The sequence below is a fragment of the Chitinophaga pinensis DSM 2588 genome, from assembly GCF_000024005.1.
GTDB classification, from domain to species: domain Bacteria; phylum Bacteroidota; class Bacteroidia; order Chitinophagales; family Chitinophagaceae; genus Chitinophaga; species Chitinophaga pinensis.
Genome location: NC_013132.1, coordinates 5,272,582 through 5,287,072 on the forward strand (window position 1 = coordinate 5,272,582; position 14,491 = coordinate 5,287,072).

9 protein-coding genes are annotated in these 14,491 nt (G+C 38.8%); 2 read left to right on the forward strand and 7 right to left on the reverse strand.

The genetic code is table 11. From position 1 onward, the window contains the following. Positions 1 to 260: 260 nt before the first annotated feature. The gene (locus CPIN_RS20960; RefSeq protein ID WP_012791843.1) at positions 261 to 2,603 is read left to right on the forward strand and encodes an ATP-dependent endonuclease; all 2,343 of its coding nucleotides are present in this window, start codon (positions 261 to 263) and stop codon (positions 2,601 to 2,603) included. 20 nt (positions 2,604 to 2,623) lie between these two features. Continuing rightward, the gene (locus CPIN_RS20965) at positions 2,624 to 4,510 is read left to right on the forward strand and encodes a UvrD-helicase domain-containing protein (RefSeq protein WP_012791844.1); all 1,887 of its coding nucleotides are present in this window, start codon (positions 2,624 to 2,626) and stop codon (positions 4,508 to 4,510) included. A gap of 276 nt (positions 4,511 to 4,786) precedes the next feature. Here CPIN_RS20965 and CPIN_RS20970 read toward each other — a convergent pair whose 3' ends face one another. From CPIN_RS20970 to CPIN_RS21000, 7 genes are all read right to left on the reverse strand, one after another. Beyond that, positions 4,787 to 5,989 carry a ComEC/Rec2 family competence protein gene (locus CPIN_RS20970; RefSeq protein WP_012791845.1) on the reverse strand — a complete coding sequence of 401 codons (1,203 nt, stop codon included), beginning with the start codon at positions 5,987 to 5,989 and terminating at the stop codon, positions 4,787 to 4,789. Positions 5,990 to 6,010: 21 nt separating this feature from the next. Continuing rightward, a complete protein-coding gene (locus CPIN_RS20975; protein WP_012791846.1) occupies positions 6,011 to 7,933 on the reverse strand; it encodes an ATP-binding protein in 1,923 nt (640 codons plus the stop codon). 459 nt (positions 7,934 to 8,392) lie between these two features. Then, on the reverse strand, positions 8,393 to 8,938 hold the full coding sequence (locus CPIN_RS20980; protein ID WP_012791847.1) for a hypothetical protein: 546 nt from the start codon (positions 8,936 to 8,938) through the stop codon (positions 8,393 to 8,395). Between the two features lie 4 nt (positions 8,939 to 8,942). Then, the gene (locus CPIN_RS20985) at positions 8,943 to 9,473 is read right to left on the reverse strand and encodes a hypothetical protein (RefSeq protein WP_012791848.1); all 531 of its coding nucleotides are present in this window, start codon (positions 9,471 to 9,473) and stop codon (positions 8,943 to 8,945) included. Positions 9,474 to 9,602: 129 nt separating this feature from the next. Beyond that, positions 9,603 to 12,047: an RHS repeat-associated core domain-containing protein gene (locus tag CPIN_RS20990; RefSeq protein ID WP_083781122.1), complete on the reverse strand. Its 2,445-nt coding sequence runs from the start codon at positions 12,045 to 12,047 to the stop codon at positions 9,603 to 9,605. Positions 12,048 to 12,612: 565 nt separating this feature from the next. After that, complete coding sequence (locus CPIN_RS20995) at positions 12,613 to 13,263, reverse strand: hypothetical protein (protein ID WP_012791850.1); 651 nt, start codon at positions 13,261 to 13,263, stop codon at positions 12,613 to 12,615. A 17-nt stretch (positions 13,264 to 13,280) separates the two neighbouring features. Then, on the reverse strand, positions 13,281 to 14,345 hold the full coding sequence (locus CPIN_RS21000; protein WP_012791851.1) for a hypothetical protein: 1,065 nt from the start codon (positions 14,343 to 14,345) through the stop codon (positions 13,281 to 13,283). Positions 14,346 to 14,491 lie beyond the last annotated feature (146 nt).

Here is a 14,491-nt window from a genome sequence, read left to right on the forward strand (position 1 = left end):
ACACCCGAAAGGGTACCTATACCTCGAAAAATCCGTTAAACGCTGTCTTATAAAGATAGCCTCCTCGCATGAAAAAAAATACCACCTAGTTTGTATTTTTTGGTATTTACAGTTCGTTTGCACATCTATTACATAAGTAATGATACCCATTTATTTTAAGTGGGAGCTAACGTTTTTAGATATTCCATATATTGCCACATATTGCCTTGAATGCAAATTCCACATTGAACGATTGTCAACACCTTTAACATCCCAAACTTATGTATCTAAAAACGATATGCATAAAAAACTACCGTAGGCTTAAAGACGTTAAAATTAATATACAAAAGGACACAACAATTTTTGTAGGAGCCAACAATAGTGGTAAGACCTCTGCCACTCATATATTTCAGTCATTTCTCAGTGGAAAGGCTGACTTTTCCTTACATGACTTCAGCGTCGATTGCTGGAAACTAATTAAGGATATTTCCCAGTCAACCAATATTGTCGAAGATATTTACAAGCTGCCAACAATCTCCCTCGATTTATGGTTTGAAGTTAGTGAAGATGATTTGAACTATATTATTGACCTACTACCCAATCTGGATTGGGCTTCGCAACCGGTAGGAATACGACTAATGTATGCGCCGAAAGGACATGATAACTTACTTTTAGAATACCAGACTGCCAAGGCAGATGCCCAGAAAAAGGGGAAAGATATGTTTCAGCCCTGGCCCAAGGATCTGTCCGACTACTTAACCAAAAGACTTAACCAGGAATATGAAATCAATTATTTTGTTTTAGACGCTACACAATTTGATCGGAACTATAACATCATTGATCCCTCCTACACTCCCCATGCTCTACATGAAGATAAAGACAACAAGAAAACTGGTGCTGCTATAATCAGATCTTTGATCAAAGTAGACTTCTTAAACGCCCAACGTCATCTCTCAGATAACATATCCACAGGCAGATCGGAGGATCTGTCGAAAAGGTTTAACCGATTTTACGATCGCAACCTAGAAAAAAGAGAAAACGATCCTGAGATCTATAAGGCTTTGTTTGATTCCGAATCACTGCTAACCCAGCATCTGGAAAAGGTATTTCAGCCCACATTAGATAGCCTAAATAAATTAGGCTATCCAGGTTTTACTAATCCTAAACTTGTCATCAAAGCCGCCTATAGTCAGGAATCAGTAAGCCAGTACGCACAATTGCATTATTCTATTGGCGATTTAGACCTTCCGGATAAGTATAATGGACTTGGATTTAAAAACCTAATCTATATGGTGATTGAAATTCTAGATTTTCATGAGCGATGGAAAGAAGATACAGATACTAAAGCACCATTACATTTGATTCTCATAGAAGAGCCAGAAGCACATCTACATGCACAACTTCAACAGGTATTTATCCGGCAAATTCTAAATATCATTAATCCAAGCGGGCAGAATGACGGCTTCAATACCCAGCTGATCGTCAGTACCCACTCTCCGCATATTATTTATGAAAGTGGATTTTTACCGATAAGATACTTCAGGCGAACTTCCGAAGTTTCAAAATCTCCAGTGTCTGAGGTATTGAACCTGTCTACCTTTTACAATGAGAGTGAAAAAGACTCTCGGGAGTTTCTCGAGAAGTATATGAAATTGACTCATTGCGATTTATTTTTTGCAGATGCAGCCATCTTGGTTGAGGGAAATGTGGAAAGATTATTATTGCCACTGATGATCGAAAAATGCCAAAAAAGCCTGCAATCCAATTATCTATCAGTAATTGAGGTGGGAGGGGCCTTTGCGTATCGATTCGAGCAATTGATTTCTTTTCTTGGCTTAACCACCCTTGTCATAACAGATCTGGATAGTGTGTTTCCCCCTAAACCACTCCCTCCTAACAATGAAACGACAGAAAGCGCAGATAAGAGCGAGAAAAGTGAAGAAGAGGATAATGAGGAGGATATTGAAGAAGATGATTACGATGATGAGGAGGATAGCGAAGAAGAGGAGCAGAAAGGTAAAACGAAAAAAAAGACTGGGGCATGTTCGTACAGTACGCCCGATGCCATCACGTCAAATTATACTTTACGGCACTGGTTACCTAAAAAAACAAAAATAGCTGAGATCCTAACCTGTTCTGAACAGGAGCGTACCCGCATCCAATCGGCCACCAACCGCGCTTCTGTTCAAGTTTGTTTCCAAAACAAAGTGGAGATAAATTGGGAAGGTAAAACTGATACTAATTGCGGGCGCACATTAGAAGAAGCATTTGCTTTCGAAAACCTAGAATGGACGCAAAAAATTGAAAATAAACACCTCAACCTAAGAGTCATTCTAAAGACAAAGCAACTAACCGTTAGTGAAATTTCAGCTCGAATAAGCCGACGAGTACAGTCATCCAATTTCGAAAAAACAAATTTTGCATTGGGTCTATTAATGGCAAATGCGGACGAATGGAACGTTCCAGTTTATATTAAAGATGGCTTATATTGGCTAGATAAAATGTTAAATCCACCCCACCCATTCAATACCCTACCTGAATACGTCAATATTCATGAGGATACTATACTACAGCCAACATTCCCTGCTGAGGAAGGAGAAAAAGAACCCAATACTTTTGAATGATTATTTAATTATTTATTACTATGGCTACCAGTAGAATCAATAAACCCGACACTTCAGCTGATCACGAATTAAGGAATTGTATTGATACCAAGCAAAGTTTTGTGATGATTGCAGGTGCAGGATCAGGAAAAACCACCTCGCTTATTAAAGGACTGGATTACATTAGAAGTAGATACGGCAATCAACTTAGGGCAAAACGCCAGAAAATAGCTTGTGTTACTTATACTACCAATGCTGTTGATGAAATTATCGGAGATGTGCAGGGAGATTCTTTATTTCATGTATCAACAATCCATAGCTTCCTTTGGGAGATTATCAGCCCGTTTCAAAAAGACATTAAAGACTGGGTTAAACAGCGGGTACGAGAGAAAATAGCGAAAATTCAGCAAGCTATCCAAGAATATGGCCCTAGGGTACAGCAAAAAACTAAGGATAAAGACCAAGCAGAGTTCTTGCGACTGGAAGAGGTTAGCAGATTGATAGATTCCGTGAACAATTTTCGCTATGAGACTGGGGCAGATTACACAAAGGGCATAATTGGACATGCTGATATACTCAGAATGGTACCAGAATTAATACAAGGTAAGACCCTACTAAAGAAAATAGTTATACAAAAATTTCCGTTTTTACTCATTGATGAAAGCCAAGATACTGCCCCCAACGTTGTCGAATGTTTTCTTAGCGTAGACGCCCAAAAGCAGTCGGATTTTTGTTTAGGATTTTTTGGAGATCCCATGCAAAAAATCTACTTAACAGGGATTGGAAAAATTCCTGACCGAGATAATTGGAAAACTATTGTTAAGCCGGAAAATTTTCGATGTGCTTCTGCCGTATTGGAACTGATCAATCTGATAAGAAAACCGGCAGATCAAATTGAACAAACAGGTGGTAAAATGGAAAACGTTGGCGGTATGCTAACTCCGGTTGTAGGTTCAGCACGGTTATTCATATTACCTGCTAACGAAGAGAGGTCAACGAATGTGGAAAAGGTAAGGAATTTTATTGCTCGCGAGGAACAAGATCCTGCCTGGCGCGATGATAGTGGCTCCGATCTGAAAATTTTAGTATTGGAACACCGAATGGCAGCAAAAAGATTAGGCTTTGAACAACTGCATGCTGCTTTTAAGGATGGAACGCCAGAGTCCATCGGAAGCGGCTTCAGCGAAGGAAATAGCTGGGCTCTTTCCTTATTCCAGAAATATATACTCCCTTTAATCGAGGCTCAGTCAATTGGAAAACAGTCCAACGTGATGACTCTGCTTAGAGCATTTTCGCCGATTTTAGAAAAAGAGTATTTGCAGAAGCATAAAATTAGTGCAGAAGACCTGAAGGTTTTGGATCAAACTATAAAAGAACTAGTTGCCTTGTTTGCTGACCCGAACATTTCTGTTGCCCAAATCTTAGATCTTATTGAAACGAGACGTTTAGCTGTTCTTGATGAAAGAATAGCCGCCAAGCTACGTGATGAACCTTTATTGATTGAGAATGCAGAAGCTATATCACGTGTACTTGAGAAATACTTTCAATGCTCAGTCAACCAATTATTAGGATATGATAAGTATATAAGAGAAGAGTCTGTGTACTCAACGCAGCATGACGTAAAGGGATCCGAATTTAAGCGTGTTATAGTTATATTGGATGACGAGGAAGGCAAAAGGTCCACTTTGTACTCCTATGAGAAACTACTCGGACTTAAACCTCTTTCGGATACCGATACCGAAAATATCTCAGAGGGAACCGAATCCGTTTTGGACCGTACCAGGAGATTGTTTTACGTTTGTTGTTCGAGAGCTCAAAAAGATTTGGCAGTAATATGGTTTGTCCAAGACGTTGATGAGGCGCTCGCGGTATTAAAAGATAGTATATTTTCAGATGATCAAATAATTATGGAGCATAAACTAGGTTGAGCATCGGTATATTGGAGCGTTTGCTACTGAAATATTATTTACCACTTGCGTGTGTAATGAGGCCGAACCATACAAATCTCTTAATTTATTGACAATTAATACCATTTGGTTCGAAAAGGCTCCGGTTTGTGGCACAAAAACGTCAAATCCCGCTCTTAGAGCGGGATTTGACGTTTCTATAGCTTATCTCCATATTTTATAATTTTTTGGTAATCAATCTAAAACGAGTTCGATTCCGGACTAGGCCCCGTGAATATTACACCTGAAAATTTTTACCTAAAGATGAATATCTATATCCCTTCCTACGATATCAGTTCTACGTACATTAAATTTTGCAGTCCCCAGACATTTTAGAATTGATCGGAATGGGTGCCCATAAGTGTTACTGCCAACCGATATGATTGCATCCTCTTTCTTCACGTTCGGCTGTAAGTTAAAATTATACGACCCCGCATTTCCTCCATGATGAGGAACTATCAAATAATGTCGATGCTTATAGTTTAGATAACCAGGAATAACAAAATGATCGAATTGCCCATAATGCTGATCGCCTGTCAAAAGCACGCTTTTAGTTGCAGTTCTAATTAGTAAGGAAAGTCCATCCTTATTCCTACTTCGACTATATCCAGAATTAAAAATTGTAAATCGCTTATTATCATAATAAGAGAAAAGTGGGGTCTCTTTTATAAATACTTTCCGTGTATCCGCGTTGATTGATATGAAGTTTTTATTAAGTCTAGATAGCCTTGAGAATATTACACGGGACATCAATGACGGTGTAAAATTTCTGCAAAGAATAAACTTCAATGATGATATTGTGGTATCGGTCATCACTTTTAGAAAATGATAATGATCAACATCCCAGTGTGAAATTATCAATCCGGGACAATCATTTTGATATAATAAATCTCGATTATCATACATTGAAGCAACCTTAGAAGCTTTTGTTGAATAATGAGTTCCTGCATCGAAAATCAATGTCAACTTTTTGTTTACTTCAATTTCCGTCCAACTTCCCTGTCCAACATCCTTTATAATTAATCTTGTTCCGCCCTTATTCGGTAGTTGAAAAGTGCGTCCATACGCAGACCCAAGGTGAAAACGATAAGTCCAAAAGTATTTTTCTTCCAAAAACCTATGACTGACTGACTTTCCAAAGACATCCTCTTTAATTCCCGTCAAATCTATTTCTGCTCTAACGATAAAAGAATCCTCTATAAGTGAGACTCTTTCTTCTTGTCTTAATCTGTCAATAGTCGATAGATTCAAAGAATAAATAGACCCTTCTCTTTTCCGATATTCATAGTTTTTGAATAAAAGCATAGTAGGACCATCTATAGGAAATTCAAGCCCCAAAATTTCAAAAAAACGAGAAAAGTTATTTGATTCTATAAAATCTGTTAATAGCGTTTTATTAGAAATACTTATCGATTCAATATAGATGAATATTTCACTATTAAGATGGGAAAGTTCAAACATACAAACATAAGTTACGTTACATCACGCTTCGAACATATTTAATTGAGCTTTGTCGTTCAAATATGCTCTTATTCTTGTCTCTTTCAGAAATGGTGCCTGACGTATTTTCTCATGTAAGTTTAACAATCTACTCTTTGTCCTTCGCATCACCATATCATATTCCATGGGAAAAATCACCACTCTACCGTTCATCTCAGTGCTCTTTCCTGATTCGAGTGGATCAATTTTACTACCTAGTACGAAACAAACAACTTGAGAGTAATCTTTCAGCAACCCCTTGGAAAAAAGTTCCTTTACATATTTCCATGCTTGTCCTTTTTGTTCTCGGTCAATGGGAATACCAGGACGTTTTAATTCAATTACAACCAAACGATCTACCCCTATTTCGCCAAAATCATCTTCATCAAATTTGGGCAATGAATATAATCCCACAGTCCCATCCTTTAAAATTGCAAAATCTGGCCTTGTGGAGCTACCTTTTATTTCAGAGCCAAATAACTGTTGAATCACCTGAGTCATTCCCTTATTCGATGTGTATTCGATAGTCTCATATTCAGGACCAAAAATCCAAAGCCCTCTGTGAAAGAGTGGTTGAAGTTCTTGAACTTCATCTGAACCCTCATTCAACACCTTCGATTGCAACTTTTCTATCAATTTAGTTCTCCATTCTATTTCGTCTAATACGATTTTTGCGACATCAATATCCCATTCTTCAATAATCTTACTGAGATTATCTAGATCTTCAACAGAGGCATTCGCCAAGGTGTTAATTAAGCCGTATTTAGATTCAGAAGTTTCAAGTTTCGCCAATAACGAAGCGATTTTTTCCAACTCGTCATTTCCAATTGATGGGCATTCCTCCTGCACTTCCCTTACAAATTTCTCCCATTTCTCTCTGCTTACTATACCCATTTTCCTCAATGTAGGCTTTATACTACCCTCTATATCTTTAAACGCCTCTTCTCTTTGTCCTTTTGTCAAATCAAGTATATGCTCCTTTACACTGGTATAAATAGCAATACACGATTTTTTGTATTTATCATCATAATTTTTAAAGCCTGTCCAATCTGGCAGTACCGCATCTTCGATACTATCAGCATTGACTATGAATATATATCTCTTCGCTACAGATTTTCTGCCATCTATCAAATGTTCACTTCCACTCCCTTTCCAGGTACACTCACCCACTAAACGATTCTTAACCTGCCAAGCAATACCATGAAGTTGCGTAGATTTGTCCGTAGCCTGAACGTCAATAACTTTAACAGGAAAAATCCCAATATCTTTAATCTCAACATTATATTCTTTGATATGATTCTTGGGAACGTCCTCAAAGCTGACCTTTTCAGTGTTAACCCAAACAGTAAAATTTGGATCTACTAAGAATCGCATTCCGATTTCCTTCTTTGCATCCTCAAAACTTAATCTAGGTTTAAATGCCTTCTCAATAAAGATAGTAGTACCATGAGAAATGCTACTTTCTTTCTCATCAATCTTTTGATACGCGAGACGATTATTATTATCAATGAAAATTCTAAATATTCTCTCAATACCCTGCTTTGTTGTTGAGACCTTGAACGATTCTCCGAAAGCAAAGCTAGCCAAACGTCCCTTTCCATTTTTTCCGAAGGCTGGTCGCAAGGCAATCTTATCTTTATGATCAGGAGGAACATGAGCGAATCCTCCCATCTCCTTAAGCCTTTCGTAGGCAAGTACCATAAATCTGGTCTCAAACTCTGTTTCTGTCATTCCATGACCATTGTCCGTTATTTCAAAAGGATCCTCATGTTTTTCTGGCCATTTAATTTTGACTTCAGTTGCACCAGCATCCCAAGCATTAGCTATTAATTCGATTATTGCAACCTTCGGCTCGCTAAATATAGAAGAGCCAGCAAACGACTCAAGAAATCTGTCTGAGAATGAGGCGTATTGTTTTTGACTCATAGATGTCAATGTTTATAATATGGGGGCTTCATGAAAGTATTTTCGGGAATTGATAAATCTACAATTTTTACAGATTTTGGCCAAAAACTCATTAATACCACCTTTTTATATACCCCCAATGACACATAAATCTAGTCACTCCATATGTTTTAAACTTACATACTTGTTAGTCAGACGTAAAGGACTATCAAATCAACGTTTTCAAACAGCATTAGACTAATTTACTGATTATAAAAGCTAAATGGTTCGAGTATCTACCGCCACTGGGCACTAAAGCGGAAAGGTCGGATTGAATGTGTACCCGGATTGTTAGGAATGGGATAATAATTCCAGGAGTTCCCCGTCATTCAGTGGTTGCTGTATCTTCAGAATTGAACACCTAAATTGTAACTTTTTAATAATCACACCAAACATCTCATTCACTAGCCATATCATGTTACTTACACCCACCACCTAGAACTAATTTTCATGTTGACCGGATGGCACATACAGCCGCGCGGATTTTTCTATATCACTTCTTCTTATAAGATCAATTGACATTACACGTCTATAATCATAAATTCTATAAGAAAGCTTTATTTCCTTATTCGAATACTCAAATCTTATGGAATTCGAACCATCAATAGCTTTCTGAAGTTTCAATGCACTTTTTTCTCCCCAATAGTACTTTACTTTCACAGGAATAAGTTTCACTGAGTCCGGCACTTGTATTGATCTGCCATTCTGCAATATATTTTTAACAATAGCTTGGCTGACGGCCAATTTTCTTAGGTAAACTAAGTCGTTCTCACTACTTGCAATCCTATATCCATCTTTATGCGACTTACTTAGAAACTCGGAATCAACAGAATCTTTCGAAGGGAAAAATAAAGCTTCTTCTGATTCATAATAAAAAATAAGATATCCTTTATGACTATTAATTAAATCTTTTTTCTCTACAAACATTACACGGTTGCAAGAGAAACCAACGATGAGCATAAAATATAAAACTAGATGACGCTTCATAAAACTATTCAACAAAATGATTTAAAATAAAACTATTACCTTCCTGCTGTTGCCTAGCTTTTATATCCTTACCCCAATTATTCCAATGAATTTGATGCATTATGGGAGAACTTGAATGGCTATTATTCATCATATCATCATTACCCACCACTCTTTGGTCCGTGACATTTTTATACCAATCTTTCAGTCCGAACAAATGCATCACCTCATGAAAGGCTGTCGGAGCAGAGCCATAATAACGTCCCTCTGGCTTATGAGAATTCCCCATTCTTGTTGAAAAGTCTGTGAAGTGTTCTATGCCTATCCTGTCCCATTTGCCAGGCACAGGATTTTTATCTTTAGCATATAGTTCCTTACTAAATCCACCAGAAGCAGATTGATATTCAGAATCCTCAAGTTGAAGTAAGTTATCTCCATTTCTAGTTTTTTCATCATTAAGTCTAGCTATATCTTTCTCTGTTGCCAGCTCATACTTGAAATCTAAATTAACAGTAGTTGTAGTCTTTCCATCTTCATTTTTTGAGGTATTACTCAAAAGGTTAGTGTGATTTTTCAGGAACGAGTTATATTCACCTACTCTTTGATCGGCTTCAAACCCAGTTACATAAATAGTTGATGAAAAAGTAATTGTCCAATTACCATTTCCATCTATCTGAACACCGATTCATACATCTTTGCCATTGGGATCAACATAATTTACGGGAGAATTCAATGTATAATTATAAGGAGAATAGTTATTCCATTTGCTTGCCAAAGGGTCTATTGCATGCCATCTGCCGATTTGATTATCATACATTCTTGCTCCATAATCATACAATTCTAGGCCTGCACCATCTGTAAACTCTTTAGTCTGCAACTCCTTCCCATTATATTTATGCCGATTTACGGCATAATTCACTCCCTTTAACGCATTTGTAGAAATACCCGCCATCGTCAGCCCATAAGGATAGTAATGTGTTTCTTCTAACAACGGCCCACTACTCACTCCCATCACTACGTTATCAAAATACACATCCTGCTGACTCTCATTGCTGGTATAAACATACATATAGCCACTCTTCGCCACAGCCATTTTTTCTACACCAATCTCCTGCAACTCATCCGGACTCGACTTCACCTGCCTAACACCACTATTATCCTCTACTAATTTAAAATCATCATCAAACAATACAAAATTTAAATATGATTTCGGACGATCTGAATAACCATTATCAGAATTTTTCTCTTTTAGGCGCTGATAGGCATTTTCATAAAAATCGTTAGTAAACGGAGTTCCATTTGATATATCCGTCGCCGCATGTGAAGACCCTTCGCTAGTGCCACCTCCAAAAGCCTGCACTAAACCCGACACCATATCCTCAATAGGTGCTTGGTTTCCGTTATCCGTCGGTCCTTCAGATTTATAAAAGGCCCGTGCATTGATCTGTACAGTATCACCAACCATTACTCGCAGCACTATAGATGGTCCTATTTTCTTTCCTCCAATTTTGCCATTTAATTTAGCTACGGATTTATTCTCCTGCGTTGTCTCATCTTGAGGATATCCTGCTGGCTTGTCAACTCTGGTTTCGGTCACATTGCTGAATAACGCAACTTCTTTCTCTGCCATGCTTGTCTCCATAGTAGCAGCATACATCGTAAAGTCCGTCTGATCTGTCAGAACTGTTCTGACATTTCCTAAATGGTCCTTTTCGAAATAATCATATGCATATTGGATGGCTGCGCCACTGTTATAAACAGCTCTTATCCTACCTTCTTCATGGCTGATCAATTCGAGACTGTCCTGCTTATAAACAAATGCGCCGTCGTATCTTGTGACAGTCGTCATAGGACTACTACCCATATTATCAACGACTGTTTTTGATAATTTAGTACCTAAAGCATCGTAGGTGTAGGTAATTGTTCCCTTACCAGTTACTGTAATAACTTCAGGAAGATTCAGGTGATTATAGGTAATGGAAGCAATTTTTTTATTCAGGTCTGCGATCATATTACCGTTCGCATCATAAGAATAATCTTTAGTACCGGTATTACCATCTATAAAATCCCCTAACATTGCAGGTCTCGTAATAGATGAATCAATTTCTCTTACGCCAAGTAACCTATTACTATTCGCTGGATAGGTATATACCAGACTATCAATCGTTTTACTAGCTGTACCAACCATTCCCTTCTGCAACATCGTTTTGATATTGCCATTCGCATCATAACTTATATTAGTGACAGAAAAGTCTTTTACTCTCAATGCCCAGTTGTCACCATTTCTCTGGGTAAAGGCTGCACTTAACAGACGATTGGACCTGTCATAATTATAGCCATATGCCATGGCGCTATCTGCACGGGTTTTCCACTTAACACCGGCGATATTGCCGTTAAACTGATTATCTGTAAAACCATAGTCATAACTCAGTTCCTGTCCGAACCAGTTAGATGCGACATTACCACTATTTACAAAGTTTTTGTTGATGCCCTGTAACCAACCCCGGATATTGTAGGCATAATTTAATGTATCTAATAGACTTCCTGCTGCTGTGACTCCCAGACGTTTAAGACGCAGCCTGCCGGATTCATCATAGCTGTTGGATGCGATAATTTTTTCGTCAGCCACATTATCATTTAACCGCTTACGTACTGTCAATAGACGGCCTCCGTTATCATAGGTCATGCTTGTCAGCAAAGTCGTCTGTGCCGTCACACTTCTGGGATTCTGATGACGCAGATAAGCTGTCAGTATTACACCTTTAAAATTATACAATGTTGAAATTATATCTTTACCACCCTGGTTATTTTCACTAATAGTCTGTACAACCTGCCACTTATCATTATAGTAGGGAGTCGTTGTGAGCCACTTATCTGTACCCAGTACCCGCACTTTAGTGCCTGTCACCAATCCCTGCAACATATCTGTCACCGGTCTTCTCGTCGGATAAAGTGTATCCGACGCCTGCAATTTCAAGGTATCTGCTCCCGCAAAAGCGAGCTTACCAGGGTAGTTATAATTATCGTAAAAAGTATAAGTTAGTGGTGTCAGTGAAGATATGAAATGCCCCCAAAAAGTTAGACACTTTTGGGGGCACTTATTATGAATAAACAAAGCAAATACAGCCAAAAAACGAAGATTTTAACGATTCGTTCTATTAAGGCCGGTAAAGAATCCTGCAGAATTGCAGCAAGAAGACTGGGTTGCGCAAAAGCACTGTTCGCGACTGGATATTACATTATCAGGAACGTGGTCTTGCGGAGTTAAGCATTCGCAACGGAAGCTATAGAGGAATTTTTAAGGCTGAAGTAATCAAGCATATGTTAAAAAACAAGGCATCTTTATTGCGGACAACAATTCTTTTTGGTATACCTAATACCAGTGTAGTATGGAGATGGCGACAGACCTACGAACGCTTTGGAACATATATTGCCAGTACAAATAATACAAAGGAACAAGATGCGCAATATATGTTTCATGAATAATAGTAGTTTTTAAAGCTCGTTATTCTATCACCAGTGAACGAGTGTAATTATAGAAATAGAATTTTTGCTTTGCGAAGCTATGATTGCGGCACGTTATTTCAAATAATCTAGCTTTCATAACTTAACTTATTAATAATCAGCACAAGTTGGTTCGAGTTTATTCCACTACTGGGCACAAGCGGAATATCTGCTATGGGCGTGGTGGTCCTCTACTCTCCTTGCGTCTTCGTTCTTTTTTCTATAATCTGTTCCGCCTCCATGTTAAAAATGGAATTCGGATATTTCTTGATAAACTTTTCCGGTGTCATACCCCAGTCGTGGTTTTGTGTATCCACCTCTGCCTGCGTAATCAAGCCTTGCGCTACCTTCATTTCAAAACACAGCCGATAAAGGGTACTGATAAACCCACCCAGTGTGGCGCCGTTTTTAAAGTAAACGTCGACGTGTTCTTTTTTTATACTTGACACTACTTTTCCTTCTTCGATATCGCGGATAATTGAGGATGCACCTCTTTCTAAATGTATCCTGACGATAATTACCTCATCACTCATTTCGTGGCGGGTAATTCCTTTTAATTTCGCCATGTTGATGCTATCCGTCAAGAAAAGCACCTCCTTCCCTCCGTATTTGACGTATACGGCATGGGTGGCCAGTTGGTTATAGAAAGCTATCTTGAAACTGGTTTCAGGATAGCTGAATTCATATTTTGAACCGCGGATAGTATAGGAGATATTATTGCCATCCATCTGGTAGCTGCTTAATACTTTTGTATAGTGATCCGCACGCTCGTAAGCTAACTTTTGCGCCTGTACAGAAAAGATATTAACGAACAGTAGTATCGGCAGGAAAAGATATTTCAAGGTGTCACTTTTTTAGTTTACTTACTAATTTCATCGGCTTCCAGTTTGCCCTCTTTGGTAATGTAGTATATCATACTGACATGATCGCCGGTAATCACTTCAAAAAAAGCATCATAAGTGGATTTATCGCGGAGCTTCTTTTTATCCATATAAGTACCATTCACCACCCAGCCTACTTCAACATGCCTGCGATTAGCCGACTGAAACGGCTGCAGTTCGTGCCGCCGTTTGGTTTTGTAATTATATATTGCACCGCTAGGAAAGTCATAAGAAGCATGCGGGGCCGCACCGCGCCCAAAAGACTTTCCTTCCAGCAATATAAAATAGTCCCCGGAAAAGTGAACTATTGTCGAGATGTTGTCATCATTCAGCAATCGCTTGCCGGTAGCGTCTACCAGATCGGAAATTACATGATTGCCTGCTGTTTCGTTTAAGATAGCGATCCCGATACTTGGTGGAAATTTGTCACGGTTTTCCGGATTCAGACTAGGTCTTCTTGCACCAATACAAGCTTTGAATTCATCATTGTCCAGGATTTTCTTGTTGTTAAGCACGAAGTAATTAATGTCCTTGTACAATTTATAAACCCGGTTATTGCGCTCACCCTGGTTAATGTCAAAAATCATAGAAGATACTAAATGATTGTCCGTTTCGGCGTCGTCGTATAGGCAACCTGCAGCCATTCCGTCTACTGCAACGAATGCCTTCTTAGTGGGAGTTCCAGTGTTTGCTTTATTGGCGGGCATTGTTACCGCGAGTTCCGTAACGCCTTTATCCGCCGCCCTTTTGTTTTTAAGTGCTGTTTCCTGCGCCTGTTTCTCCGCCAGGGCCATTGCGGCGCGTTCCGCAGCTCTCACGTCCGCGCGGCGCTTGTCCTCCGCTTTTCGGGCAACAGCTTCTTTTGCATCCTCTGCATCACACGCAGGGCATTGCGTATGACCTTCTGCATACACATTTTTATTTCTCAGGCTGTTTTTGGCATATCTGCAAAAGGACCCCTTCGTAGCAACGTGAGATTGAGCTGATATATGGATTATCATAGACAGCAGCAGCGCCGCAAGAAAGAACAAGCTTTTTATCATGGGTGGTATTATACTCTAATATAAAGCATTTGCTGATGCTAAATTCGAAAAGCCAAAATAAAAGGCGCTGGTAAACTCATTAAGCAGTTGGCTATCTGCATAAGAGTACGAAAAAACCGGGTAACAGCGCATCAGGATACTTACGG